The sequence below is a fragment of the Arthrobacter sp. NPDC058130 genome, assembly GCF_042884475.1.
GTDB lineage: Bacteria > Actinomycetota > Actinomycetes > Actinomycetales > Micrococcaceae > Arthrobacter.
This window is the reverse complement of record NZ_JBHVTV010000014.1, coordinates 83,229-109,051: the sequence shown is the minus strand read 5'-3', so window position 1 is coordinate 109,051 and position 25,823 is coordinate 83,229. Positions and strand designations below refer to the sequence as shown.

Sequence of the window (25,823 nt, the reverse complement as noted above, 5' to 3'; positions counted from 1 at the left end):
ATCCCTCTGCTCCCCATCCCTCTGCCAAAAGGAACAACGATGTCCCAGATTTCGCAGTTGAAGGCCATGGACGCCGGTACGCGTCGCCGTGAAGCACGGACCGTCATTGCCTCCAGCTATCTCGGCAGCACCATCGAGTATTACGACTTCCTGCTCTACGCCACGGCCGCCGCGGTGGTGTTTCCCAAGGTGTTCTTCTCCGGCATGGACGAATGGGTGGGCGTAGTAGCCGCCTACGGGACCTTTGCTGCCGGCTATGTCGCGCGGCCGCTGGGCGGCATTATCTTCGGCCACTTTGGCGACAGGCTCGGGCGCAAGGGCATGCTGATCGTCTCGATGCTGGTCATGGGCATCGCCTCCACCCTGATCGGGCTGGTGCCCGGGGCCTCGGTGGCCGGACCCTGGGGTGCCGTGATGCTGGTGGTCCTCCGCGTCTGTCAGGGCATCGCTGTGGGCGGGGAGTGGGGCGGCGCCGCCCTCATGGCGCTGGAGCACTCGGAATCGGGCAAGCGCGGCTTCGCGGCCTCCTTCGTCAACGCCGGCGCCCCCACCGGCGCGGTGCTGGGAACCCTGGTCATGGGCGCCTTCGCGGCACTGCCCAACGACCAGTTCCTGGCCTGGGGCTGGCGCGTGCCGTTCCTGCTGTCCTTCGTCCTGCTGGGCATCGGCATGTTTGTCCGGCTCAAGGTCTCCGAGAGCCCCATTTTCAAGGCGGCCATCGAGGCCGAGGCGGCCGCGAACAACCCATCGCAGAGCAGCGCCGCAGCGCGCCGCGAGATCCCGCTCCTGCATGTCCTGCGCCGGCCCAAGACGCTGATTTTCACCATGCTGGCCGGAGCGGCAGGTTTCGCGCTCCAGGTGGTGCTGGCGACGTTTTCCGTGACCTACGCGGTCTCCAAGGGCGCTGACCGGCAGGGCGTGCTCTACGCCTTTGCCGCAGCCTCCTTCGTGTCCATCGCCTTCGTGATCATGGGCGGCCGGCTCTCGGACAAGCTGGGCCGGCGGCCGGTGATGATCGGCGGGCTCGTGCTGTTCATCCTGTACCTCACGCCGATGTTCCAGCTCCTGTCCTCGAACAACATCGGGCTGATCTTCGTGGCGTTCGCCGTCGGCCTCATGATCCATTCCACGCTCTTCGGCCCGCTCGCGGCCTTCGTGTCGGAGCAGTTCGGCACCACCTCCCGTTACACCGGCGCCTCGCTGGGCTACCAGCTCGCCACCCTCCTCGGGGCGGGGTTCACGCCGGGCATCGTGGCTCAGATCTTCAAGGATTCCGGGCAGGATACCGCCGCCGTGGTCTGGTACCTGGCCATCATGTCTGTCGTGTCGATCGTCTTCATCCTGCTCACGCGCGAGCCCAAGAACAACGATCTGCAGACCGTCGGGTCCCAACCCGTGTCGCAGGCACTACCGTCTAACTAGAAAGGATTTGCCGTGGAGAATTTTGGCATCGGCTCGTGGCTGCAACGGCGCCGCCCGAAGTCGGGCAGCAAGACCGCCGTCATCGCCGGAGAGCGCCAGCTCAGCTACGTCCAGCTCGCGGAACGTTCCATCCGGCTCGCGAACGCCTTCCGGGACCGGGGCGTGGCCAAGGGCGATCGGGTGGCCTACCTTGGCGAAAACGATCCCTCCTTCCTGGAGACGCTTTTCGCCGCAGGCCTGGCCGGCGCGGTCTTCGTCCCGCTGAACACCCGGCTCGCGCCGCCTGAAATCCAGTTCCAGCTCCAGGACAGCGGCGCTGTCCTGCTGGTCCACTCGGCGGCGCTGACAGTGCTCGCGGAAGGCGGCACGGCGGAGACCGCGGTGCGCTCGCGGATCGTCGTCGAGGACCCAACGGTGCACGACGGCGGCGGCGGAGTTGCCGCCCCCGGTGCCGGCGTGGAGGGGTTTGAGGCCGTGATCGCCTCCGGTGCGACGCTGCCGCAGGATGAGCCCGTTGGGCTGGACGACGCCGCCATGATCCTCTACACCTCCGGAACCACAGGAAACCCCAAAGGGGCTCTCCTGACGCACGGCAACATCACGTGGAACTGCATCAACGTACTGGTCGATTTCGACTTTGCCTCCACCGACGTGGCCCTCATGATCTCCCCGATGTTCCACGTCGCCTCCCTCGACATGGGCGTCCTGCCCACGCTCCTCAAGGGCGGCACCGTGGTCCTGGAAGCCAAGTTCGATCCCCGCCGGACACTCGAGCTGATCGAGCGGCACCGCGCAACGACCATCAGCGGGGTGCCCACCACCTACCAGATGCTGTGCGAGCATCCGGACTGGGACGCCACGGACCTCAGCTCGCTGAATAAACTGACGTGCGGCGGGTCGTCCGTGCCGATGCGGGTCCTGGAGGCCTACGAACGGCGGGGACTGCGGTTCTCCAACGGCTACGGCATGACCGAGACCGCCCCCGGCGCCACCACATTGCCGGCGGCGCGGTCCCGGGACAAGGCGGGATCCTCCGGGCTGCCGCATTTCTTCACCGATGTCCGGGTGGCCGATCCACTGGACCCGGCGGCGGGCCCGGCCGCGCCCGGAACGGTGGGCGAAATCCAGATCAAGGGCCCCAACGTCATTCACCAGTACTGGAACCGCCCCGAGGCCTCGACGGATTCCTACACAGACGACGGCTGGTTCAAGTCCGGAGACATGGGCTACAAGGATCCGGACGGATTCGTATTCATCTCCGACCGGCTCAAGGACATGATCATCTCCGGCGGGGAGAACATCTATCCCGCCGAGGTGGAGCAGGCGATCGCCGAGCTCGACGCCGTCGGCAGCGTCGCGGTGATCGGCGTGCCGGACGAGAAATGGGGCGAGGTGCCGCGGGCCGTCGTGCTGCTGCGCGAAGGCACCCGGCTCACGGAAGAACAGCTGCGCGCCCACCTCGAGGGCAGGCTCGCGCGGTACAAGATCCCCAAGTCCGTGGTTTTCGTGGCAGAAATGCCCAGGACCGCGAGCGGCAAGATCCGGAAGGCCGACCTGCGGAAGCTCACGCCCGGCCAAGTCTGACGGGGGTCAGGACCGAGCTGATGGACGCCTGGCGGGCGTTCCCGTGGAGCGACCCGGACCTTTCCGCCGAGCTCCTGCCCGAAGGCTGGCCGAGGACTGCCACCGCCTACGTCGAGGAAGTCGTGGCCCGGGAGGCTCCCGAACTGGCGGTAACGGCGCGGGTGCTGTCGGTGACCTCCGGGCTCTGACCCTCCGCGGCGTCACCGCCCGCCACCGGCGTACCCGCTTAGTGGATTGAGGCCAGCAGGATGCCGACGCCGACGAAGAGCCCGCCGAATGTCCGGTTCAGGACTTTCTGCCCGGCGGCGTCGTGCGTGAAGCGCTGGAACGATCGCGCCGCCGCAGCGAAGAAGAACCACATGACCAGGATGTCGATCACGATCACGGTGGCGGACAGGACCGCGTACTGAGGGAGCAGCGGCTGCTCCGGTCGGATGAACTGGGGCATGAAGGCCAGGAAGAAGACGACGGCCTTGGGGTTGAGCAGATTGACCCAGAGGCCGCGGCGGAACATGGACAGGGCCGGTTCGTTGCGCAGGGCGGCGGCTTTCTCCTGGTCAAGGTCCGGTTTGCGCAGGAATTGCCGGATGCCCAGGTACACCAGATAGGCGGCCCCGGCGTAGCGGATCACGTTGAATGCGACCGGCGAGCTTGCCACCAGTACCCCGACGCCGAGGGCGACGATCAGGATGTGTACCACCAGGGCGGCCTGCTGGCCCAGGATGCCCCACATGGAGCGGCGGAATCCCGAGTTCAGGGAGTTGCTCATGGTGTTGATGGCGCCCGCACCGGGAGTGAAGCTGATCAGGACGCCGGCGCCGGCCAGGGCCAGCCAAAGAGAGGGTTGCACGAACCAAGTTTACGGTCCCGGTAGTGGTCTGCCTGGCGGGACGCCGGGACAGCTGACGGGAGTCAGCTGCCGCGGAGGCCGTAGCTGAGAATCATGTTGCCCTTGCTGGTCTGCTGGGAGGACTGCAATTCCAGCCGGGTCAGGGGGTCGCCGTCGTTGAAGAGCCGCCGGCCACTGCCGGCGATGACGGGGTGGACAATCAGCATCAGCGAGTCGAGCAAGCCCGCGAAGAGCAGTTGGCGGACCAGCGAGATGCTGCTGAAGACGCCGATATCGCCGCCGTCGCCGTTCTTCAGGTCCGCCACGAAGGCTTCCAGCGGTCCCTCGATCAGGGTCGAGTTCTGCCACTCGAGGCTCCCGGCCAGGGTCCGGGATGCTACGAATTTGGGCAACGGGTTGATGAACCCGCCGAAGTCAGCGTCGGCTTCGGCATTGGGCCAGTATTCCGCCCACTGCTGGTACCCGACGCGGCCCAGGAGCCCGGTGTCGATCCGGCCCATCATCTCGCCCATCCCGGCGCCCAGTTCATCGTCGAAGCTGTCGAACTGCCACAGGAACGGATCTTCAACCACGCCGTCCACCGAGCAGAACAGGCCGGCCGTCACTTTGCGCATGGGGTTCTCCTTATTCAAGGGTGTACTGCGTGCACCCTATCGGGAGATAGCGAGGCAGGGAATGCCTGTTGAGAATTCGTGGGCGAACGTCCTGGACGCCGGCTGCGATGCTGAAAGAGATGCTGAAATCGAGGACCGGGTTTGCGGTTCGCGGGCCTTGGGCATGCCCGGGGGCGTGCCCAAGGCCCGCTCGGGGTCAGCCGTTGGAGGTGTAGTCCGCGGCCGGGCCGCCGTGGTCCCCGCCCGGGCCGCCCTGGCCTTCCTGGGTTTCGGTCACGGTGAAGTTCGCATCCAGCAGCACGGTGGCGCGCGTGCCGTCCGCCTTGGTGATGTGGGCTTCGTAGGTGGCGCCGTCGGCGTCGGTCTCCATCCGCTCGATCGTGGCATCCGGCTGGGCGGCCTTCACCGCCGCTTCGACCTTCGTGGCGGTGTCGCCGGTGAGGACCTCCTCCGTCTTCCCGTTGGCCTGGTGCGGGCCGCGCTGGCCGCCCGTGCCGTAGCCACCGGTGGCCTGGGTCGAGGACGAGCTGCCGCTGGAATCGGCAGCCATCGCGGGGATGGTCGACGCGCCGATGGCGCCGCCGCCGATCACCGCGGCGAGCATGATGCCCGCAGTAGCCTTGTTGATCTTTGCCATTGTGAAAAACTCCTTCGCTGGGGCCCGGATTCCGGACCGGCCGAGGATTCGGCCTGGAACCAGCGTCGGACGCGGAGTTATGGCTGCACTTTCGGGTTGCTGTGGAGGTGCTGTGACCGCAGCCCGGCGGAAGGCCTCACGCCCGGGCGATGACCTCGCCGTTGGGAATCAGGAACCAGCCGTCGTCGGTCGAGCCCCACCGGTGCCAGCCGGCGGAGATCCGGGCCAGGTCCGCCTCGCTGGCAAAGCCGTACTCGAGCGCCTGGTCGGCGAAGGATGAATGCACCACCCGTTCGCCCCACACCCGCGCCTGCCACCGCCGCTGCTGGCTGGTGGCGTAGAGCCAGTTGCTGCTGGAGGGGGCCACGTCCGTGAAGCCGGCCGCCTGCGCCCAGGACACCAGCCGGCGTCCGGCGTCCGGTTCGGCACCGTTGCGGCGGGCGATCCGCTGGTACAGCTCCATCCAGTCGTCCAGCTCGGCGATGGCCGGGTACCAGCTCATGCCGTGGAAATCGGCGTCGCGCACCGCCACGATCCCGCCGGCCCTGGCCACGCGCCGCATCTCCCGAAGGGCTGCGACGGGATCCGTGAGGTGCTGGAGGACCTGATGGGCGTGGACGACGTCGAACGACTCGTCAGGAAAGTCGAGGTCGTAGACGTTGCCGGCCGCAAAATCGACATTGTCCACGCCGCGCTCGGCGGCGAGGGCCGCGGCCTGGGCGATGATGTCGGGCGAGCGGTCCAGGCCCGTGACCCTGCCCGGCGCCACCAACTCCGCGAAGTCGCACGTGATGCTGCCTGGCCCGCACCCGACGTCGAGGACCGTCACTCCTGGCATGAGATGCGGGATCACGAACGCCGCCGAGTTTTCCGCCGTGCGGGAGGCGTGGGCGCGGACCACCGATTCGTGGTGGCCGTGCGTATACACATCGTCAGGCTGCTGCGCACTCATAATGGAACGCTACCCTCCCGGGATCGGAAATGGGCGGACCCAGCCAACGTGCCCGCAATGGTTTCCGGTTGAGCGCGTCGGAAGGCAGTTTTTTGCGGCTGACCGTCAGTTTTGCCGCTTCCGGCGCCGGAGGCCCTGCGGCTGAATGGAGGAGTGGAAACCAACAACGGCAACAGCGCAGGTAGCAGTGCCAGCGGCAAGGGTCTGGGCCTGTTCCGGGCCACCGGGATTTACGTGGGGGCGATCCTGGGATCCGGCGTCCTGGTGCTTCCCGCCATTGCCGCCAAGGAGGCCGGCCCGGCGTCGCTCCTGGCCTGGGCGGTCCTGCTGGTGTTCTGCATTCCGGTCGCGTTCAGCTTCGCCGAAATGAGCCGTCAGCAGCCCGACGCCGGAGGGATCGCCCATTTCGTCAAGCGCGCTTTCGGGCGCCGCGCCTCGGTGGTGGCCGGCTACCTCTTCTACTTTTCGATCCCCTTCGGTGCTCCGGCAACGGCCGTGATCGGCGGCAACTACATCGCCCACGCCGTCGGCGGCGGACGGGACACCGCGGTCCTCGCGGCGGCGGTGATCCTGCTGGCCGCCTTCGCGAGCAACGCCGTCGGCATCATGGTTTCCAGCCGCATGCAACTGGCTCTCATGGTGCTGCTGGTGGGGCTGCTCGCGCTCGCTGTGGTGCTCGCAGCGCCCCATGCAAAGGCGGAAAATTTCCAGCCCTTTGCCCCGCACGGCTACTGGGCGGTCGGCGGTGCCGCGAGCCTGCTGTTCTTCTGCTTCGCCGGCTGGGAAGCCGTCTCCCACCTGGCCGGGGAGTTCCGGAACCCCGGGCGCGATCTCCGGCGGGCCACCTGGCTCACCCTGATTGTGGTGGGCGCGGTCTACATCGGCGTCGTCGCCGCCTCGGTGGCCGTCCTCGGCCCGCAACTGCCCGCTACGCCGGTGCCCGTCGCGGCATTGCTGGAGAAAGGATTGGGCTCACTGGCGGCCCCGCTCACGGCCGTCGCCGCCGCCGTGCTCACGTTCGGCCCCATCAACACGTTCGTGGCCGGCGCCAGCCGGCTCGGGGCCGCGCTGGCGTTCGACGGCGTGCTGCCGCGGGCCCTTGCCCGCGGCGCCGGGCGGGGACAAGTGCCCGCCGGAAGCCTGGCAACCCTGGCCGTCCTGACGTTGCTGTCCTTCGCCGCGGCCATTGCCGGCCTCACCGACATGCAGTTCCAGATCGGGGCAGCCTCGGCGTGCTTCACGGCCGTCACCGCCTTTGGCCTGGCCGCCGGCATCCGGCTGCTCCGGCCGCGGACCGTCGCCTGGTACGGCGTCATGGTGGCCGCCGTCGTCATGGTGGCGGTCCTGCTCTTCAGCGGCTGGGCGCTCGGGATCCCGCTGGGACTGGCAGCGGCCGCCGTCGTGGTCGGCACGCTTTCCGGCCGGCGGCCCGACGTGACGCCGAAGGCCGGGCAGCCGGAGCCGGCTGGGCGGCGGCAGGCTGCAGCGCACCTGTGACGGTGCGTGCGGTGCGTCAGCCGGGGGCCTTGTCCGGTGAAGGGCCTCGGGCGGCTTCTTCGCCGGCCCGGACGGTGGCATCGATCATGGAGTTCATGAACCGGGTAACAATCTGAAGTTCCTCCGGCGTGAAGCCTTCCATTGCAGCGCCCATGTGGCGGGCCAGCGGGAGGAACATTGCGCCGCCGTCCCGGTAGGCCTTGGGGGTCATGCGCAGTTGAACCTGGCGGCGGTCAGCGCCCTCGCGCTCGCGGACTACGTGGCCTGAATTGTGAAGCCGGTCCACCAGGGCGGTGGTGGCCGGGGAGCTGAGGTTCAGCTCCTTCCGGAGCACGCCGGGCGTGACAATCTGGTTCCGCGCCGCGTGGCGCATCATGAGGGCAAGGGCGTTGAGGTCCGTGCGGTGCATGTCATGGCGGCCGCCGGCGGAATCCACGTAGCGGTTGGCTTCGAGGGTGAATTCCTGCAGGAGCCGGACGAGGGGCGGCGGGCCGGCCGCGGCGGGGGTTCCCGGGGCTTCGGCTGACACGGCGTATCTCCCTTTCGTAAATGCGGCGTTCTTGTGTGTGGCCGCGGCGGTCTGGCCGCGGCCGGCCGGCGTCGTTCACGGCCACTTGGCGAGTTTAGTGCAGTGTTTGCTGCAGCCCGGAAGTTTCTGCGGCGGACGGCGATGGCCTTCCCACCATTCTCCTCCGGCCACACCACCCCAGGGTTATCTCCATGATAGAGATAGTCTACTATGGAGCTGAATGTCGGTCCCACCGCAACGTACGCCCGGAAGGACACATGAAAGATTCCACGCGCCCACCACTTTCGGAAATCCGCGGCGAAATCGGGCCACCGCGCCCCGGATCAGCGGCGCGATCGTCCGAAAGCGGCGCAGAAAACCGAAAGCGGGGCAGAAACCGAACTGCGCGCGTCCCGTTCTGGCTGCGATGGCTGGTTCCCGCCGTGCTTGTCGTGGCCTGGCTGGCGATCGCCGGCGTCGGTGGCCCGACATTCGGCCGCCTGAGCGAGGTGTCATCGAACGATCAGGCATCCTTCCTTCCCGCCGGGGCGGAGGCCACCGAGGTCGCGGACTGGCAGGCCAAGTTCCGGGAGTCCAAGGAGATTCCCGCGGTGATCGTGGTTGAGAGCGACTCCGCCTTCACCCCGGCCCAGCTCCGCGAGGCCGCGGCACTCAAGGGCAAGCTGGAGGCCCTGCAAGCCGGCAGCACGGTGATCGGCCCCATCCCCTCCGGGGACGCCAAGGCAGTCCAGTTCGTGGTGCCCATTCCTTCCTCGGCGGAAGTGAAGACGGTGGTCAAGGAACTGCGCAACGAGGTCCAGGCGTCCGCGCCGGCAGGAATGCGGGCCTTCGTTACCGGACCGGCCGGGCTCACGGCGGACCTAGTGAGTGCCTTCGCCGGCATTGACGGCATCCTGCTGTTCGTGGCCCTCGGCGCCGTGTTTCTGATCCTGCTGGTCGTCTACCGTTCCCTGCTGCTGCCCGTCATGGTGCTGTTCACGTCCGTGTTTGCGCTGTGCGCCGCAATCCTGCTGGTGTTCGGCATGGCCAAGGCCGGCTGGATCCAGCTGAACGGCCAAAGCCAGGGCATCCTGTCCATATTGGTGATCGGCGCCGCCACCGACTACGCCTTGCTGTACGTGGCCCGGTTCCGAGAAGCCCTGACCCACACCACCGACCGGACGGCCGCCGCGCTCACCGCGTGGAAGGCGGCCTGGGAGCCGATCCTTGCCTCCGGCGCCACCGTAATCATTGCGCTGCTCTGCTTGCTGTTCTCCGACCTCAACTCCAACAAGGCACTCGGCCCGGTGGCAGCGGCGGGCATCCTCTGCGCGCTCTTCGCGGCACTGACCCTGCTGCCGGCCCTGATGGCGCTCCTGGGCCGGGCCGCGTTCTGGCCGTTCCGGCCCAGGCTGCTCCCGGATACCCAGCGGGAACCGGAGCTGGTGACCGGGCTGGAGGGCCAGAAGGGACTGTGGCGGGCCACCGCGGTTCCCTCGTTGCCCGCCGGCCGCGCACCGTCTGGGTTGCCTCGGTCCTGCTGCTCCTTGTGGCCGGTGCCGGCATCCTGCAGCTCAAGGCCAACGGCGTGGCCCAGACTGACGTCATCCTCACCGCCTCCAACGCCGTCGACGGGCAAGATGCCCTGGGCCGGCACTTCGACGCCGGGTCCGGCAGCCCGGCGGTGATCGTGGCCGACCAGGCAAAGGCCGAACAGGTGCTGGATCGGGTCAAGGTGAGCAACGGCGTCGGGGACGCCTACCTGCTGGCCGATGGCGGCGCCCCCATCATGACTGGCGCCCCGGCCAACCCGGCCAACCCGAGTGCCCCCACGGCCCCGGCGGCCCGCGACGGGAAGGTCCTGATCAACGCGACGCTGAACTACGCCGCGGACTCCACCGAAGCCGAAAACGTTGTGGTGTCGCTCCGCCAGGAGCTGAAGAAGATTGACGGTGGCGTGCTGGTCGGTGGCGTGACGGCGACCGCCCTGGACACGAACACCACGGCCCAGCGTGACCTCGTCACCATCATCCCGGTGGTTCTGGGCGTGATCCTGGTGATCCTCATGCTGCTGCTCCGCTCGGTGCTCGCCCCGGTCCTGCTGGTCGCCTCAGTGGTCCTGTCCTACGCAGCGGCGATGGGCGTCTCAGCCTTCGTGTTCAACAACGTCTTCGGCTTCCCGGGCGCAGATGCAACGGTGCCCCTGTTCGGCTTCGTCTTCCTCGTGGCGCTGGGCGTTGACTACAACATCTTCCTGATGAGCCGGGTCCGGGAGGAATCCCTCAACCACGGCACCCGGCCCGGCATCCTGCGCGGCCTCAGTGTGACCGGTGGGGTCATCACCTCGGCGGGGGTGGTCCTCGCCGCCACCTTCGCGGCCCTGGGCGTCATTCCGATCATGTTCCTGGTGCAGCTCGCCTTCATCGTCGCGTTCGGTGTCTTGCTGGACACAGTGCTGGTCCGCTCCCTGCTGGTGCCCGCGCTGGCCTATGACATCGGCCCGCGGCTCTGGTGGCCCGGCAGGCTCGGCCGGCCCGGGAACGATGCCGCGGCCCGCGGTGGTGCTCTGTCCTCCCGGCCGGCGTCCTCGCGGCCGGCGGAAAATGAGGAGGCCGGAGTCCGCTAGGCGGAACCGAATGCCGCAGCCGCCGGCACTGTCCCCCAGTCACTGTCCACCGTCCCCCCACCAGGCGACGGTGGCTGCGGCTGCTTCGTGCAGCGGGGTCGGCGTCAGCTCCAGGGCAGCCTGGCTTGCTGCGGACTCCATCACGAACGGGCGCTGGAACTGGTACAGCGTCTCGGCAATTTCGCGCATATCGGGGGAAAACACCCCCATCGCCTTCAGTGCCCATCCGGGTACCGCCGTGACACGCGGGGCCCGGGCGCCGGCTGCCTTGGCGAATGCCCCAGCAAGCTCGCGCTGGCTCAGTGCAGGCCCGGTCGGCGCATGCCACACCCGGTTCCACATGTTCGGCTTGTCCGCCGCGGCAATCATGGCGGCCGCGAGGTCGGGAACATAGGTGAAGGAATGCGGCTGGTCCGCCCGCCCGACCACCTGCATTGGCTTGCCGGCCGCGACGGGGCGGACCATGCGCTCGCCTGCGTGCGAATTGCGGACCCGCGGGCCGAAGAAATCGCCGGCCACCATGCTGACTGTAGCGGTGGCAGATGCCGCGCGGGCCTTTAGAAGTGCCGTGCGGACACCTCGTTTGCCGCCCTGGGCCAGCCGGGGGCTGTCCTCTGCCATGATCTTCTCCGGTTCGCTGTACGAATACAGGCTTTCCGGGAAGACGACGACGGCGCCCGCCTCGCCCGCCGCCGCGAGCACGCTGTGCTCGGCTGAAGGGAGTTCCCTCGCCCAGACGTCGGCGTTGTACCGCGAGCCGTGGATGCAGTGGAAGACGGCCGCGGCGCCGTGGAAGGCCTCGCCGAGCTGGGCGGGCTCCGAAACATCGATGGACATTTTCTCGACCAGCGGGTGGGTCGGCCCGCCTCCGGACCTCGTCAGAATGCGCACGCGGTGGTCTGCCGCGGCCAGCTGTTCAGCGACGGTCCAGCCCACGGGGCCGGCCCCTGTCACGACATAGAGCCCGCGCGATTGCTGCCCGGAGGCTTCTGGCTGAGACATTCCGATCTCCTTAGAATCGCCGTTAATGATGGGAGAGCAGTGCTCTCTCAACTCAGGATGTGCCCCTCGGGCACATTAGTCAAGAGCGGCGCTCACATTTGTTGACAGTGCTCTTGTTTGTGAAATGCTGGACTCATGCCAGAAGACAGGATTAAAGCCGGAATCGAAGCTGACGTTGATGCTGACGGTGATGCTCTTCCGGATGCCGCGACTGCCCGGCCCCGCACCCCGCGCGAGCGTGCCCGGGCCCAGACGGTCGCCGATATTGTCCGGCTGGGCCGGGAGCACCTGGCGCTGCACGGCGCCGCCGCGCTGTCCCTCCGGGCGGTGGCCCGCGATCTCGGCGTCGTCTCCTCGGCGGTCTACCGCTATGTGGAGAACCGCGAGGAGCTGCTGACCCTTCTCCTGATTGATGCGTACAACGAGCTTGGCGATGACGTGGATGCCGCCGTCGGCGCGGTGCCGGAAGCCGACTTCGGCGGCCGCTTTGCGGCGCTGGGCCGCGCGGTGCGGGACTGGGCGCTGCGCGAACCCGCCCGCTACGCCCTGCTCTTCGGCAGTCCGGTGCCCGGATACCAGGCCCCGGCCGAGCGGACCACCGGTCCCGGCATCAGGGTGATTACTAACCTCATGGGAATCCTCGACGGCGCCTTCCGGGCCGGGCGGCTTGCCGCCACGGGCCGGCGGAGTCCTGCCGTGGTTGCGGGGCTGGCCGGGGATCTGGCAAAAATCCGGGCGGAGTTCGGCCTGGCGGTGCCGGATGACCTTCTGGCCCGCGGCGCCCTGGCCTGGACCTCGCTCTTCGGCGCCGTCAGCTTCGAAGTCTTTGGCCAGTACGGCGCCGACACGTTCACCGCCCGGGAGGAGCTTTTTAGCCACCACCTCGCTGTGCTGGCCGATGTCGCCGGGCTGCCGGCGACCGGCGCTGCCCTATAAATCAGGTTCCCCTGTTGCCCCGCGGTGGCGCTCGATAGACTGCCCCTGCGCCCGCACGGGCGCGCCCGATGCGTCCAGGAAGGATCCATCCATGTCTGAAGAGAACAGGTCCGAAGACAGCAGGCCTGAAGAGAGCATGTCCGCAGAGAGCATGTCCGGAAATGCGGCGCCCAAAAACGCCGATGCGGTTCCAGCCGAGGGTGAAGCGGAGGCCGCGGTGCCAGAGGGGCAGTACGTCGAGGGCGACTACGGCGACGCCGGCGCGGCAGGCGAAGTTCCGCCTACGGCCGTCGAGGGGGGATATGCGACGGGGGACTACGGCGACGCCGGCGTGGCCGGAGCGGCCGTCGTCGGCGAAGTGGAAGGCGACTATCCCGAGGGCGACTACGGCGAGGGCGGGGTCTCGGGTGAGCCCACCGGCGTCGTCGAGGAGGGGGAGTATCCCGAAGGTGACTACGGGACCGCCGGAACATCCAGTCCCGAGCATCCCGGCCGGCCGGCAGCGGGAGAGTCTGCCGACGGCGACGCCGTGCGGGGCGACGACTAGCGTGAAGGAAGCTGGCGTGACCAGCCGGCGCGGGCGCCGGCTGGTCCCCGCCATGGGCCTGCGGGCAGGTTCGCGCAGGGCGAAATGCCGCCCGGGGGTGGTTGCACGTGCTGAAATCCGGGGAATTTAGGGTGCGGGGACCGGTCGCGGCCCGGACTAGATGGCAAAGTTGAGTGGATGACGCTCAACTTGGATTGACTAATGTCCGAGTCTGGGTAAAGTTGAGTGTAGATCGCTCAATAACGGTCGGGCCCGATCTGGTTGAAACCACCGTGGTCCGCGGCCATCTCCGCAAGATTCCAGGAAAGTAAGGAAGCCATCCATGTCACGTGCAGTAGGTATTGACCTCGGAACCACCAACTCCGTTGTCTCCGTTCTCGAAGGCGGCGAGCCCACCGTCATTGCCAACGCCGAGGGTGGCCGCACCACGCCGTCGGTTGTTGCCTTCTCCAAGTCCGGCGAGGTCCTGGTCGGCGAGATCGCCAAGCGCCAGGCCGTCAACAACATTGACCGCACCATCGCCTCCGTCAAGCGCCACATGGGCACTGACTGGTCCGTCGCGATCGACGACAAGAAGTACACGGCGCAGGAAATTTCCGCCCGTATCCTCATGAAGCTGAAGAACGACGCCGAGTCCTACCTGGGCGAAAAGGTCACCGACGCCGTCGTCACCGTCCCGGCCTACTTCAACGACGCCCAGCGCCAGGCCACCAAGGAAGCCGGGGAAATCGCCGGCCTGAACGTCCTGCGCATCGTCAACGAGCCCACCGCGGCCGCCCTGGCCTACGGCCTGGACAAGGGCAAGGAAGACGAACTCATCCTGGTCTTCGACCTCGGCGGCGGAACGTTCGACGTCTCCCTCCTCGAAGTCGGCAAGGACGAGGACAACTTCTCCACCATCCAGGTCCGCGCCACCGCCGGTGACAACCACCTCGGCGGCGACGACTGGGACCAGCGCGTCGTGGAGTACCTGCTGAACCAGCTCAAGGTCAAGGGCATCGACCTGACCAAGGACAAGATTGCCCTGCAGCGCCTCCGCGAGGCCGCTGAGCAGGCCAAGAAGGAACTCTCGTCCTCCTCCAGCACCAACGTCTCCCTCCAGTACCTGTCCGTCACCCCCGACGGCCCGGTCCACCTGGACGAGCAGCTGACCCGCGCCAAGTTCCAGGATCTCACCAAGGACCTGCTGGACCGGACCAAGAAGCCGTTCCAGGACGTCATCAAGGAAGCCGGCATCAAGCTCTCCGAGATCGACCACATCGTGCTCGTCGGCGGCTCCACCCGCATGCCGGCCGTCTACGAACTCGTCAAGGAACTGGCCGGCGGCAAGGAGCCCAACAAGGGCGTCAACCCCGATGAGGTCGTCGCCGTCGGCGCCGCCCTGCAGGCCGGTGTCCTCAAGGGCGAACGCAAGGACGTGCTCCTGATCGACGTCACCCCGTTGTCCCTTGGCATCGAAACCAAGGGCGGCATCATGACGCACCTGATCGAACGCAACACCGCCATCCCCACCAAGCGGTCCGAGACCTTCACCACCGCGGATGACAACCAGCCGTCTGTGGCCATCCAGGTCTTCCAGGGCGAGCGTGAGTTCACCCGCGACAACAAGCCGCTGGGCACGTTCGAGCTGACCGGCATCGCTCCGGCTCCCCGCGGCGTCCCGCAGGTCGAGGTCACCTTCGACATCGACGCCAACGGCATCGTGCACGTTTCGGCGAAGGACAAGGGCACCGGCAAGGAGCAGTCCATGACCATCACCGGCGGCACCGCGCTGTCCAAGGAAGACATCGACCGCATGGTCCGCGACGCCGAGGAGCACGCAGCCGAGGACAAGGCCCGCCGCGAGGCCGCCGACACCCGCAACACGGCCGAGCAGCTCGCGTACTCCGTGGACAAGCTGATCGCCGACAACGCCGACAAGCTGCCCGAAGAGGTCAAGACCGAGGTCAAGGCCGACGTCGACGCCCTCAAGAAGGCGCTTGAAGGCACCGATGACGCAGCCGTGAAGACCGCGTTCGAGAAGCTGCAGGCGTCCCAGTCCAAGCTCGGCGAGGCCATCTACGCCCACGCCGGATCGCCTGACGGCGCCACCGGCGCGCACGGTGCCCCCGAAGGCGAGCAGGCGGCCGGCTCCGACGAGGACATCGTCGATGCCGAAATCGTTGACGAAGACGAGAAGAAGTAATCATGCCGCACCACGGTAACGAAGAAGAGCACGGTTCTTCCGGGAGCCGGAGCCAGGGCAACGATCAGGAGAACGAGCCGCAGAAACCGGTCATCCACGACAACCGCAAGGTTGACCCGAAGACCGGACAGGCCCGCCGTCCCGACCAGGAGCGCGCCACCGCAGGGGATTCCGACTCCGGGGACGCTCTTTCCCAGGCCGAGGACATCCTGAACAGCGTCCAGGTGCCTGCGGAGGAATCCGTGGCCCAGGGCGTGGGGGCCGCTGAGGCAGAGGAGCTCAGGAATGACCTCCGCCGGCTGCAGGCCGAGTACGTCAACTACCGCAAACGGGTCGAACGCGACCGCGCCGTGGCAGGGGAGATGGCCGTCATCGGCGTCCTGAACTCCCTGCTCCCGGTGTTGGACGACGTCGACGCCGCCCGCCAGCACGGCGACCTCGCGGACGGCCCTTTCGCCGCGATCGCAGCCAAGCTGGAGGCCGCGCTGAAGACGTACGGACTGGTCCGCATCGATGAGACCGGCGTGGAGTTCGATCCGACCATCCACGAGGCCCTCATCCAGCAGCCCGGCGACGTCGAGCTCGACACCGTGAGTCAGGTCCTGCGCGCGGGCTACAAGTCCGGCGACCGCGTCCTCCGCGCAGCCCAGGTGATTGTGGCTGTTCCGGCGTAACGTCACCTTCGCCTTCGCGGATGAGGGGGCCCCGCCCCTCCGCCGGGTGGCTTGGTCCGCAAGGACCAAGCCACCACGCGAAGGGGCGGGGGCCCATGTATTGCTCAGCGCCCGTAAGAACAGATTTGAGAGGAAACGCCATTGGCTAGCCAGGACTGGGTGGACAAGGACTTCTATAAGATCCTTGGTGTCGCCAAGGACGCTTCCGACGCCGACATCAAGAAGGCTTACCGGAAGCTTGCTCGGCAGCACCACCCGGATACGAATGCCGGTGACGCGGCGGCGGAGAAGAAGTTCAAGGACATCTCCGAGGCCTATTCCGTGCTCTCCGATCCGGATGAGCGGCAGCAGTACGATGCCATCCGTGCCATGGGCGGCGGCGCGCGCTTTGCCCCCGGCGGTGGCGGCGGGGCTGCCGGCGGGGCCGGCTTCGAGGACCTCTTCGGCGGTCTCTTCACCGGCGGCGGGGGCCGCCACTCCGGCGGTTACAGCACGTCCGGCGGCATTCCGCCCGAGTTCGCAGATCTCTTCGGCGGCGGCGGATTCGGTGGCGGGGGCCAGACCTTCCAGCGGACTCCGCAGAAGGGCGCGGACCGCAACGCGTCCACCTCGATCTCATTTGCCGGGTCAATTCGCGGCACCACGATCGGCCTCCGCGAACCGGACGGCGAGGTGATCGACGTCCGCATCCCCGCCGGAATCAAGGACGGACAAAAGGTCCGTGTCCGCGGCAAGGGCCAGTACGGCCCCGCCGGCAACGGCGACCTCATGGTCACCGTCTCGGTGAAGCCCCACGATTTCTACGTCCGCGACGGCGACAACCTGCGGATCCACGTCCCGGTCTCCTTCCCGGAGGCCGCCCTGGGCGCGGATATCGAGGTTCCCACGATCGACGGCGACAAGGTCAAGGTCAGGGTTCCGGCCGGCACGCCCTCGGGCCGGACGCTGCGCGTCAAGGGCCGCGGCGTCAAGCACGCGAAGGCCACCGGCGATCTGCTGGTGACAATCGACGTCGCCGTTCCTCGGAGGCTGAACAAGGAAGCGGAGGAGGCCGTGAAGGCCTTCGCCGCCGCAACCGCGGATGAGGACGTCCGCACGGGCCTGGCAGCCAAGGCCCGGCTCTAAGGACGGGATCCAGCCATGGCCATCGACTTCGATCAGCCGATCTTCGTCATCTCCGTTGCCGCGGAACTGGCGGACATGCACCCGCAAACCCTGCGTCAATACGACCGGATGGGCATCGTCTCGCCCAGCCGCGCCCCGGGCAAGTCGAGGCGCTATTCGCAGCGGGATGTGAACATGCTCCGCGAGGTCCAGCGGCTCTCGCACGAGGGGGTGTCGCTGGAGGGCATCAAGCGGATCCTGCAGCTGGAGAACCAGGTGGCTGCGCTGCAGCGCCGGGTCAGTGAACTGACCGAGGAGCTGGGCCGCCGGCGCCCGACTACGGATTCGCGGATCTTTGCCGCCGGGGCTGCCGGCGACGTGGTCAGCCTGGCCCGCGGCAAGCGACCGCAGGCGAGGTCGCAGGCGCTGGTGGTTTGGCGGCCGCGGGGGATCGACTAGGACAAGCGGCAGTGCCAAACGGATGTGCCAAACGGCTGTGTTGGGGACCAATTGGTCCCGGGCACAGCCGTTTCTTGCGTGGGGCGCCGCCTGTGTTGGGCCGCTTGTGCTGGAGGCTTGCGTGCTGCCCGGATGCCTACTTGCCGGACGCGATGAGCTGGTCGACGGCGGCGCGGTCGCGCCGACCCCAGGTTTCCCGCATGACCAGGGCCGCGATGAGCCCGATCGCGCCGCAGGCCATGTAGACGATTGCCACGCTGCTCCAGCCCCAGGCGGCCGCCGTGGCTGCTGCGATCAGGGGGATAAAGCCCGAGATGGCCGCCGAGAACTGGTATCCAATGGACGTCCCGGAGGTGCGGGTGTTGGCGGGGAACAGCTCGGAGAACCAGGCGCACTGGGAACCGGCGAGCATGTCGTGGAGGATCGGCAGCCCACATCTGGCGGTTGATTACCGTCCGAAGCGAGCCCATCCGGTGGGAGGAAAGTGTGTTCCCTGTTGATTCGGCGATCCGGACGTGGAATGCGGCGTCCAGTCGGTTGAACTCTGCTGTTGAAATGTCGGGGTCATCCATCGCATCCAGGATCAGGGCCAGTTCGTGGTGGTCCTGATCGCTGGCCCGTACCGCGGCTTCACAGCACCAGGTTTCCAATGCGATCCGCGTTTCCAGTACCTCGTTCTGGTCGAATTGACCCAGTGCGAGCTGGAGCTTGAGCAGGTTGACGAATTCGGATCCCGGTTCCCCGACCAGCACTGCCCCGCCGTCGGCTCCGCCGCCGGGACGGATATCCACGATGGATTGCCGCGCTGTGTCAACGGTCACCTTTCGCTGTCACGGCGGGCGCTGCCCGGGCAAGTATCCGCCGGAAAAAACTGAGTACACCGGAGTGCGAACAGGTAACCGGCCATCCGATAGTCGGGTACCTCATATGCGTGACTTCAGGCCTGCGTGGCGCGTTGAATTGGAGTGTCAGGAAGTTCTGGCTGACACGCTCACAGATCCTGCGGGGGACCCGGGCGCGGAGCCAGCGAAGCAGCGTAGACGCCGGGGGGCATCGCATGCATGATCCAGTCGAGTTTGATCCGTCCACGGCAACATTTGCGGGCACGCGGTGAGCCCGGGACTTCAGGCAGCCGTCCTGTTTGCCGGCACCGTGCCGGGGCACATCCTGATGTCCCTGGGGCAATCCCTCGTGGTCGTCTGCCTGTGCTTCGATTTCCTCCGAGCGGTGTCCGTGCCGCGGTCCCACGGGCGGTACCTGGCCAACACGATGTTCCGGACCCTTGCCCTGCCTTCGATCCTGGTGATGGCGTTCAGCGTGCTCATCGATGCCGCTGCCGGCTCCTGGCAGGACGTCGGCGCCGGGGTCTTCATCCTGGTTGCCGTCATCTTCCGGTGGCACCAGGGCGCCGACGAAGACAACTGGTGGAAGGGCAAAGGCAAGGCCCTGGGCCGTTGGCTCCGGAACCGGGCGGCATCCGGGTCCATGGTTGCTCCGGCCGCGGCGTGAAAAAGCCCTTGCTGTCCGGGCGTCCCAGGGTGTCCAATCCTTACAAAGGGCCCTGCAGGGCTCGAGTGGATCCGACGCCAGGAGGTTTCCATGCCGTCGAAAGGCGCAAAAACTCCGTTAAAGGGCCCGTCAAGGGGCCCGGCCCGGGGCACCTCTGACCTCCGGAGGGCGGAAGCCAACGGTGCTGCGCCGCCGGAGCAGCCGGACAAGATCCGGAACGTGGCACTGGTGGGCCATTCCGGTTCCGGAAAAACGATGCTCACCGAGGCCTTGCTGGCCGCCACCGGAGCTATCACGCGAAAAGGTTCGATCGCCGAGGGCACCACGGTGAGCGACTCGGATCCCTCGGCCATCGCCCAGCAGCGTTCCGTTGCGCTGGCGGTGGTGCCGGTGACGGTCGGGGACATCAAGATCAACCTCCTGGACACCCCGGGCTACACGGATTTCATCGGCGAGCTGCGTGCCGGGCTGCGGGCGGCGGATGCAGTGCTTTTTGTCGTCTCGGCCACCGACGACATCGACGCCGCGACCACCGCGCTCTGGAGCGAGTGCCAACGGCTCGGCATGCCTCGGGCCGTGGTCATCAGCCGCCTGGACCACCCGCGCGCGGATTTCGACGCCGCCGTCGCCCGCTGCCATCTGGCTTTCGGCGACACCATCCTGCCGCTCTACCTGCCCGTCCCCGCGGACGCCGGCACCACCGGATTGCTGGGGCTGCTGAGCGGGACGGTTTCCCAGTATGGCCAGGCAGAACCGACGCCGACGACGCGGGCCGCGACCGACGGCGAACTTGCCGCGGCGGAGTCCGCGCGGGGTGCGCTGATCGAGGGGATTATTGCCGAAAGTGAGGACGAGTCGCTCATGGACCGCTACCTCGAGGGTGAGGACATCGCCCCCGAGGTCCTGATCGCCGATCTCGAGACGGCCGTAGCGCGCGGGTCCTTTCACCCGGTGCTGCCGGCGTCAGCGGAGTCCGGGCTGGGCCTGGCGGAGCTGCTGGACGTCCTGGTTCGCGCCTTTCCAACGCCCGCGGAGCACGACGTCCCGGCGGCGACGGACCTCGCCGGCGTGCCCGTCGGCCCGCTGGGGTGCGACCCCGACGGCCCGCTGCTCGGCGAAGTGGTCCGCACGACAATCGATCCGTTCCTCGGCAGGGTCTGCCTGGTGCGCGTCTTCTCCGGTGCCGTGCGTGAGGACGCGGCCATCCATGTGGGCGGCCGCGGAATGGCCGACCGCGGCCACGAGGACCACGACAGCGACGAGCGGGTCACCCATGTCTACTCGCCGCTGGGATCGGGGCTGCGGCCTGTGCCGTTCTGCGTGGCCGGGGATATCTGCGCACTGACCAAGCTGGGCACCGCCGAGACCGGAGACACGATTTCGGCCAAGGATCTTCCGCTGCTGGTGGCGCCCTGGGACATGCCGGATCCGCTTATGCCAGTGGCCGTCGAAGCTGCCACGCACGGCGACGAGGACGCCCTGGCCAGGAATCTGGGGAAGGTCACCGCCGGGGATCCCACGCTGCGGGTGGAACGCAATGCCGAAACCCACCAGCTGATTCTGTGGTGCATGGGCGAGGCCCACGCCGACGTCGTCCTGGGCAGGCTGCGGGACCAGGGCGTGAACCTGCAGACCGTCCCGGTGGTCACGCCGCTGCGCGAAACGTTTGCCGCGCCGGCGGCCGGGCACGGGCGCTATGTCAAACAATCCGGCGGCCACGGCCAGTACGCCGTCTGCGACATCGAGGTGGTACCCCTGGACCGCGGCGCCGGGTTTGAGTTTGTCGACAAGACGGTGGGCGGGGTGATTCCCGGGCCGTTCATCACCTCGGTGGAAAAGGGCGTGCGGGCCCAGATGCAGAAGGGCGTCTCCGCGGGGTTCCCGGTGGTGGATATCAAGGTCACGCTGATCGGCGGCAAGACCCACAGCGTCGATTCCTCCGACGCCGCCTTCCAGGCTGCCGGCGCGCTGGCCCTCCGGGAAGCGGCGGCGGCCTCCCGGATTCAGTTCCTGGAGCCGGTCTCGTCCGTGACCATCAGCGTGTCGGAGGACCACGTGGGCGCCGTGATGAGCGACTTGTCCTCCCGGCGGGCACGGCTGACCGGAACCACCTCCGCAGGGGCCGACGGCACGGAGATCCTTGCCGAGGTTCCGGACCAGGAACTGTTGCGCTACTCGGTGGAGTTGCGGGCCCTGACCGCCGGCAGCGGCCGGTTCCGGCGCAGCTACCTGCGGCACGAACCCGTGCCGCAGCCGCTGCACTGATGGCCCAGAACCGGCCGCCGGGCCAGCTCAGCCGTTGATGATCTGGGGGATGCCGAGGGCTTTGAGGCCTTCGGTGCCGAATTCCAGGCCGTAGCCGGACTGCTTGGCTCCGCCGAAGGGGATGCGCGGGTCCACGGCGCCGTGTTTGTTGATCCAGACGGTCCCGGCCTCGAGCCGGGCGGCGACCTTGCGGGCTTCTGCGGGGTCGGAGGACCAGACGGAGGCGCCGAGCCCGACGTCGAGCCCGTTGGCCAGGGCGACGGCCTGGTCCAGGGTGGTGTAGCGGATGATGGGCAGGGCGGGGCCGAACTGTTCCTCGGCGACGAGCGGGTTGTCGTTGTCGATGTCGGCGACGAGGGTGGTGGGGTAGAAGTGGCCGGGCCGGTCCTGCTCCGGGTTGCCGCCGGTGAGGATCCGGGCGCCGGAGTCCCGGGCGGCGTCCACGAGCCCTGCGACGATGTCGTACTGGGCCCGGTTCTGCAGCGGGCCGAGGACGTTGTTCTCGTCCAGGCCGTTGCCCATCGGCATGGCGGCGGCGACTGTGGTGAGTTCTTCGCAGACGGCGTCGTAGATGTCCTCGTGGACGTAGAGGCGTTTGAGGGCCGCGCAGGTCTGGCCGGTGTTGATGAACGCGCCCCAGAAGAGGCCCTCGGCGATCGTCTTGGGGTCGGCGTCGGGCAGGACGATGCCGGCGTCGTTGCCGCCGAGCTCCAGGGTGAGGCGCTTGACGGTGTCGGCGGAGGATTTGATGATGGCCTTGCCGGTGGCGGTGGAGCCGGTGAACATGATCTTGCCGATCCCGGGGTGTTCGGCCAGCCGGGCGCCGACCTCGCGGCCGCCGGAGACGGCGGTCAGGAGGCCGTCGGGGAGTTCCTGGTTGAGGATTTCGACGAGGGCCAGGACGGAGAGCGGGGTGTATTCGGAGGGTTTGACCACCACGGCGTTGCCCATCCGCAGGGCGGGGGCGAGCTGCCAGACGGTGATCATCATGGGCCAGTTCCACGGGCCGATCGCGCCGACGACGCCGATGGGCCGGTAGTGCAGTTCGGCGCGGGTCTCGCCGTCGTCCACCAGGGTTTCCGGGTCCAGGGGCGTGGCGGCGGCCGTGCGGAGCCAGGCGGCGCAGGCGCCGACCTCGAAGCGGGCGTTGGGGCCGTTGAGCGGCTTGCCCTGCTCGCGGGAGAGCAGCCGGGCGAGTTCCTCGGTGGAGCGTTCGACGGCGTCGGCGGCCCTGAGCAGTGCGGCGGACCGGGCGTCGTGGCCCAGCGCGGCCCAGGCCGGCTGCGCGGCAGTGGCGGCGGCGATGGCGTTCTCGAGGTCCGCGACGGTGTGGACCGGCGCTTCGCCGACCGCGGTGCCGGTGGCCGGGTCCAGGATGGTCCGGGTCGGGCCGGACGTCGGGGTGATCGAGGCGAGAAGGGCGTCGTAGGTTTCCATGGTTACTCCACATCGAGTAGGTGAGGCACTAAGAGGCTTGTGCGCGGGCGTCTCTGTCATGTCCGAGTCTCCTCCGGCGCCGGGCGTGCAGTCTTGTCTTTGCGTGAACTGCAGTTGACCCAGTGCGAATGATCACGCCGGCCCCGGAGGCCATTGCGCTGGGTTCCATTGCGCTGGGGAACAACAACCGGTCACTAATCGACAAAAGGGTGACGGGCATCACCTGCCATGCTGGTTTGCACGGTGCAGGAGCACCTCCCATTATTCAGGCCGCATTTTTCCAGCATTTCCCAGGCCGTCATTTCCCAGACTCATGACCGTTAAGAAGGATCCGATGAGTATTTCAAATTCCGAGTCCCGGACCGCGGAGGCACGTCCCCGCACGGAGCATTCCACCGCGCTGCGCGCCGGCAGCGTCGGCGTCATGGGCATTCTCTTCTTTGTCTTGTCCGCCCAGGCGCCGTTGACCGGCATCGTCGGGGCGTCGCCGCTGGCTGCGGCCCTCGGGAACGGGGCCGGGGCGCCCGGGGCGTATCTGGTGGTGGGCATCGTCATCGTGATCTTCGCCGTCGGGTTCGTCGCGATGAGCCGCAGGATCCAGGCCAACGGCGCCTTTTACGCCTATGTAACTGCCGCCTTCGGGCGGAAGACCGGCGCCGGCGCCGCGTGGCTCGCGCTGCTGGCGTACAGCACCGTCCAGGCTGCGATGTACGGGCTGTACGGTGCGGCGTTCTCGGGCGTCCTCGGGACCGCCGGCGTCGAAGTGCCGTGGTGGCTGCTCGCCGTGCTCACCATGGCGGGCGTGCAGGTGCTGGGATCGCTCAACATCGAACTTGGGGCGCGGGTCCTGGCGCTGCTCGTGGGCCTGGAGGTCGCGATCCTGCTCATGTTCGGGGTCACCGTGCTGCTGCGCGGCGGCGGGCCAGAGGGGCTCAGCGTGGCGGCGTCCTTCTCTCCCGAGGCAATCGCCACCGGCGCCCCGGGCGTGGCCATCATGTTCGCTGTCGCATCCATGTTCGGCTTCGAATCCACGGCCATCTACTCGGCCGAGGCCAAGGATGCGCACCGCACGGTGGCCCGCGCCACATATCTGTCGGTGGGCGTGATCGCGGTGTTCTTCTCCTTCATTTCGTGGATGCTGGTCAGCTATTACGGCCCCTCGCACGTCATCGATGCCGCAGGTGCGGCCCTCGAGTCGGGTGACTCGACGTCGTTCGTGTTGACGCCGATGGTGGAGCTGTTCGGGCCGTGGGCCGGAACCGTTACCGGCATCCTGCTGGTGACGTCCCTGCTCGCCGGCATCATCGCCTTCCACAACGGCATCAACCGCTACCTCCATTCGCTGGCACTGCGGGGATCGATGCCCGCCGCCTTGGCAAGGACCAACCGGCACCGCGCCCCTGCCGTCGCGGCGCGCGTCCAGACCGTGATCGCGCTCCTGCTCGTGGCGCCGTTCGCCCTGCTGTCCCTGGATCCCGTCCTGACCCTCTTTTCCTGGTTCAGCGGGCTGGCCGTGGCGGCACTCCTGGTGCTCTACATGCTGTCGTCCCTGGCCGTCGTCGCGTACTTCCGCCGCGAAAGGGTCGCCGGTCAGCTCTGGCAGACGGCGGTGGCGCCGGTCCTGGCCACCGTGCTGCTGGGCTGGGTCCTGTCCCTGGTGGTCAGCAACTTCACGGCACTGATCGGCGGCAGCGCCGAAACGGCGATTGGCCTGCTGGTCGCGGTCCCCGTTGTCTTTGCGGCCGGCGTCCTGGTGGAAATCGGCGTGGAACGCCGGGCAGCGCCGGCAGGGATCACGGCGTAGCGATGGGCACTGCCTCAAGGCTGCCGTGAGGCAGTGCCCCGCTCCGGATGACATATTTCGACACGTTTGTCCCCACAGCCGGAACTCCTTCCGTAACATTGGAGCAAATACAGGCTTCGGTTTGCCAATCTAGCGCTAAAGGACTAAAAGCATTGTCACTCGAATCACTGCCCGTCCTTGACTTCTCTCGATTGACTGCGGGGCCGGAGGAGGCCTCCCGGTTTCGGGACGAACTGCGTAACGCCATGCATGAAGTCGGGTTCCTTTATCTGGCCGGCCACGGCATCCCGCAAGAGCTCACCGACGCTGTTCTCGACGTCTCACGCCGCTTCTTCGAACTGCCCGAGGAACAGAAGCTCGCCATCGAGAACGTCCACAGCCCGCAGTTCCGCGGCTACACCCGCGTCGGCGGCGAACTCACGGACGGAGCTGTCGACTGGCGTGAGCAGATAGACATCGGCGTCGAGCGTGACGCTGTGGAGCCGGGTGCCGGCGTTGCTGACTACTGGCGCCTGGAGGGGCCAAACCTGTGGCCGGATGCGCTGCCCGAAATGCGGGCGATTGTCTCCGAGTGGACCGAGCGGCTAAGTGCCATCTCCCTCACTCTCCTCCGGGCGCTTGCCGTGTCCCTCGGAGCGCCCGAGGACACCTTCGACGCGGCGTTTGCCGCACGGGCGTTCCCCTTGCTCAAGATTGTGCGCTATCCAGGGGAATCCAACCCGGAGCCGAAGCAGGGCGTCGGGTCCCACCGCGACGGCGGCGTCCTGACGCTCCTCCTGGTCGAACCAGGAAAGGGCGGACTCCAGGTCGAGTACCAGGGGACGTGGATCGACGCACCTCAGGTGCCCGGAACATTCGTGGTCAACATCGGCGAGATGCTCGAGCTGGCCACGAACGGCTACCTAAAGGCGACTCTGCACCGCGTGATCTCGCCCCTGCGCGGCACTGACCGGATCTCTCTGCCGTTCTTCTACAACCCTGCTCTGGACGCGACCATGCCCAAGCTTGCGGTGAGCCCGGAGTTTCAGGCCAAAGCCCGCGGACTGTCGGTTGACCCGACCAACAGCCCGATTCTGGAAACCTACGGGGACAACGCCCTTCGCTACCGGCTCCGGGCGCACCCGAACGTTGCCGCAGATCACCATGCGGATCTGATCACAAGCTGACGTCCCCGCGGCGCCGGCGATGGCAGGTGCTTTTAGCCGCCGGCG

22 protein-coding genes and 3 pseudogenes are annotated in these 25,823 nt (G+C 67.7%); 16 read left to right on the top strand and 9 right to left on the bottom strand.

What is annotated here, in order from left to right; all coding sequences use genetic code 11:
• Window positions 1–39: 39 nt before the first annotated feature.
• The 3 genes from ACFVTM_RS19730 to ACFVTM_RS19720 are packed head-to-tail and all read left to right on the top strand — an operon-like array spanning window position 40 to window position 3,194.
• The gene (locus tag ACFVTM_RS19730; RefSeq protein ID WP_390205661.1) at window positions 40–1,422 is read left to right on the top strand and encodes an MFS transporter; all 1,383 of its coding nucleotides are present in this window, start codon (window positions 40–42) and stop codon (window positions 1,420–1,422) included.
• Window positions 1,423–1,434: 12 nt separating this feature from the next.
• On the top strand, window positions 1,435–3,006 hold the full coding sequence (locus ACFVTM_RS19725) for a long-chain fatty acid--CoA ligase (protein ID WP_390205660.1): 1,572 nt from the start codon (window positions 1,435–1,437) through the stop codon (window positions 3,004–3,006).
• Window positions 3,003–3,194, top strand: a complete 192-nt coding sequence (locus tag ACFVTM_RS19720; RefSeq protein WP_390205711.1) for a PaaX family transcriptional regulator C-terminal domain-containing protein — start codon at window positions 3,003–3,005, stop codon at window positions 3,192–3,194. Before ACFVTM_RS19725 ends, ACFVTM_RS19720 begins: the two co-directional genes overlap by 4 nt.
• A 38-nt stretch (window positions 3,195–3,232) precedes the next feature.
• On the opposite strand, the gene ACFVTM_RS19715 is transcribed toward ACFVTM_RS19720, so the two are convergent.
• From ACFVTM_RS19715 to ACFVTM_RS19700, 4 genes are all read right to left on the bottom strand, one after another.
• A complete protein-coding gene (locus ACFVTM_RS19715; RefSeq protein ID WP_390205659.1) occupies window positions 3,233–3,856 on the bottom strand; it encodes a LysE family transporter in 624 nt (207 codons plus the stop codon).
• Window positions 3,857–3,918: 62 nt separating this feature from the next.
• Window positions 3,919–4,470, bottom strand: a complete 552-nt coding sequence (locus ACFVTM_RS19710) for a dihydrofolate reductase family protein (protein WP_390205657.1) — start codon at window positions 4,468–4,470, stop codon at window positions 3,919–3,921.
• A 196-nt stretch (window positions 4,471–4,666) separates the two neighbouring features.
• Window positions 4,667–5,107 carry a hypothetical protein gene (locus ACFVTM_RS19705; RefSeq protein ID WP_390205655.1) on the bottom strand — a complete coding sequence of 147 codons (441 nt, stop codon included), beginning with the start codon at window positions 5,105–5,107 and terminating at the stop codon, window positions 4,667–4,669.
• Window positions 5,108–5,243: 136 nt separating this feature from the next.
• Window positions 5,244–6,059, bottom strand: a complete 816-nt coding sequence (locus tag ACFVTM_RS19700) for a methyltransferase domain-containing protein (RefSeq protein WP_390205653.1) — start codon at window positions 6,057–6,059, stop codon at window positions 5,244–5,246.
• Window positions 6,060–6,212: 153 nt separating this feature from the next.
• On the opposite strand from ACFVTM_RS19700, the gene ACFVTM_RS19695 reads away from it, so the two are divergent.
• Complete coding sequence (locus tag ACFVTM_RS19695; RefSeq protein ID WP_390205651.1) at window positions 6,213–7,556, top strand: APC family permease; 1,344 nt, start codon at window positions 6,213–6,215, stop codon at window positions 7,554–7,556.
• Between the two features lie 16 nt (window positions 7,557–7,572).
• On the opposite strand, the gene ACFVTM_RS19690 is transcribed toward ACFVTM_RS19695, so the two are convergent.
• Window positions 7,573–8,085, bottom strand: a complete 513-nt coding sequence (locus tag ACFVTM_RS19690) for a MarR family winged helix-turn-helix transcriptional regulator (RefSeq protein ID WP_390205649.1) — start codon at window positions 8,083–8,085, stop codon at window positions 7,573–7,575.
• Window positions 8,086–8,276: 191 nt separating this feature from the next.
• On the opposite strand from ACFVTM_RS19690, the pseudogene ACFVTM_RS19685 reads away from it, so the two are divergent.
• Window positions 8,277–10,690 (top strand): annotated as a pseudogene (locus ACFVTM_RS19685) (MMPL family transporter).
• A 39-nt stretch (window positions 10,691–10,729) separates the two neighbouring features.
• Here ACFVTM_RS19685 and ACFVTM_RS19680 read toward each other — a convergent pair.
• Window positions 10,730–11,692, bottom strand: coding sequence for an NAD-dependent epimerase/dehydratase family protein (locus ACFVTM_RS19680; protein WP_390205647.1), 963 nt, complete (start codon window positions 11,690–11,692; stop codon window positions 10,730–10,732).
• 135 nt (window positions 11,693–11,827) lie between these two features.
• Here ACFVTM_RS19680 and ACFVTM_RS19675 point away from each other — a divergent pair, with 135 nt between their 5' ends.
• The 6 genes from ACFVTM_RS19675 to ACFVTM_RS19650 all read left to right on the top strand — a co-directional run bounded on the left by ACFVTM_RS19675 (window position 11,828) and on the right by ACFVTM_RS19650 (window position 17,597).
• Entirely contained in the window at window positions 11,828–12,628 is an 801-nt protein-coding gene (locus tag ACFVTM_RS19675; RefSeq protein WP_390205645.1) for a TetR/AcrR family transcriptional regulator, read from the top strand.
• A 91-nt stretch (window positions 12,629–12,719) separates the two neighbouring features.
• Window positions 12,720–13,175 carry a hypothetical protein gene (locus ACFVTM_RS19670; RefSeq protein WP_390205644.1) on the top strand — a complete coding sequence of 152 codons (456 nt, stop codon included), beginning with the start codon at window positions 12,720–12,722 and terminating at the stop codon, window positions 13,173–13,175.
• A 322-nt stretch (window positions 13,176–13,497) separates the two neighbouring features.
• Window positions 13,498–15,360, top strand: a complete 1,863-nt coding sequence (dnaK, locus tag ACFVTM_RS19665; protein WP_390205643.1) for a molecular chaperone DnaK — start codon at window positions 13,498–13,500, stop codon at window positions 15,358–15,360.
• Window positions 15,361–15,362: 2 nt separating this feature from the next.
• Window positions 15,363–16,034: a nucleotide exchange factor GrpE gene (locus ACFVTM_RS19660; RefSeq protein ID WP_390205642.1), complete on the top strand. Its 672-nt coding sequence runs from the start codon at window positions 15,363–15,365 to the stop codon at window positions 16,032–16,034.
• A gap of 141 nt (window positions 16,035–16,175) precedes the next feature.
• Window positions 16,176–17,159 (top strand): DnaJ C-terminal domain-containing protein, encoded by a 984-nt coding sequence (locus ACFVTM_RS19655; RefSeq protein WP_390205641.1) that lies wholly within the window; start codon window positions 16,176–16,178, stop codon window positions 17,157–17,159.
• 15 nt (window positions 17,160–17,174) lie between these two features.
• Window positions 17,175–17,597 (top strand): heat shock protein transcriptional repressor HspR, encoded by a 423-nt coding sequence (locus ACFVTM_RS19650; RefSeq protein WP_390205639.1) that lies wholly within the window; start codon window positions 17,175–17,177, stop codon window positions 17,595–17,597.
• Window positions 17,598–17,733: 136 nt separating this feature from the next.
• On the opposite strand, the gene ACFVTM_RS19645 is transcribed toward ACFVTM_RS19650, so the two are convergent.
• Together ACFVTM_RS19645 and ACFVTM_RS19640 are read right to left on the bottom strand one after the other, a co-directional pair.
• Entirely contained in the window at window positions 17,734–18,009 is a 276-nt protein-coding gene (locus tag ACFVTM_RS19645; RefSeq protein WP_390205718.1) for a hypothetical protein, read from the bottom strand.
• Between the two features lie 61 nt (window positions 18,010–18,070).
• Window positions 18,071–18,247, bottom strand: a pseudogene (locus ACFVTM_RS19640) (FCD domain-containing protein); the annotation flags it as partial.
• Here ACFVTM_RS19640 and ACFVTM_RS19635 point away from each other — a divergent pair.
• The 3 genes from ACFVTM_RS19635 (at window position 18,194) to ACFVTM_RS19625 (ending at window position 21,371) form a co-directional block, all read left to right on the top strand.
• Complete coding sequence (locus ACFVTM_RS19635) at window positions 18,194–18,472, top strand: hypothetical protein (RefSeq protein ID WP_390205716.1); 279 nt, start codon at window positions 18,194–18,196, stop codon at window positions 18,470–18,472. The pseudogene ACFVTM_RS19640 and the gene ACFVTM_RS19635 sit on opposite strands and share 54 nt — an antisense overlap.
• A 235-nt stretch (window positions 18,473–18,707) precedes the next feature.
• Window positions 18,708–19,106 (top strand): hypothetical protein, encoded by a 399-nt coding sequence (locus tag ACFVTM_RS19630; protein WP_390205638.1) that lies wholly within the window; start codon window positions 18,708–18,710, stop codon window positions 19,104–19,106.
• A 90-nt stretch (window positions 19,107–19,196) separates the two neighbouring features.
• On the top strand, window positions 19,197–21,371 hold the full coding sequence (locus ACFVTM_RS19625; RefSeq protein ID WP_390205637.1) for an elongation factor G-like protein EF-G2: 2,175 nt from the start codon (window positions 19,197–19,199) through the stop codon (window positions 21,369–21,371).
• A gap of 27 nt (window positions 21,372–21,398) precedes the next feature.
• On the opposite strand, the gene ACFVTM_RS19620 is transcribed toward ACFVTM_RS19625, so the two are convergent.
• Window positions 21,399–22,808 (bottom strand): aldehyde dehydrogenase family protein, encoded by a 1,410-nt coding sequence (locus tag ACFVTM_RS19620; protein ID WP_390205636.1) that lies wholly within the window; start codon window positions 22,806–22,808, stop codon window positions 21,399–21,401.
• A gap of 313 nt (window positions 22,809–23,121) precedes the next feature.
• Between ACFVTM_RS19620 and ACFVTM_RS19615 the strand changes: the two are divergent.
• A pseudogene (locus ACFVTM_RS19615) lies at window positions 23,122–24,585 on the top strand (APC family permease); the annotation flags it as partial.
• Window positions 24,586–24,764: 179 nt separating this feature from the next.
• On the top strand, window positions 24,765–25,778 hold the full coding sequence (locus ACFVTM_RS19610) for an isopenicillin N synthase family dioxygenase (RefSeq protein ID WP_390205635.1): 1,014 nt from the start codon (window positions 24,765–24,767) through the stop codon (window positions 25,776–25,778).
• Window positions 25,779–25,823: the final 45 nt, after the last annotated feature.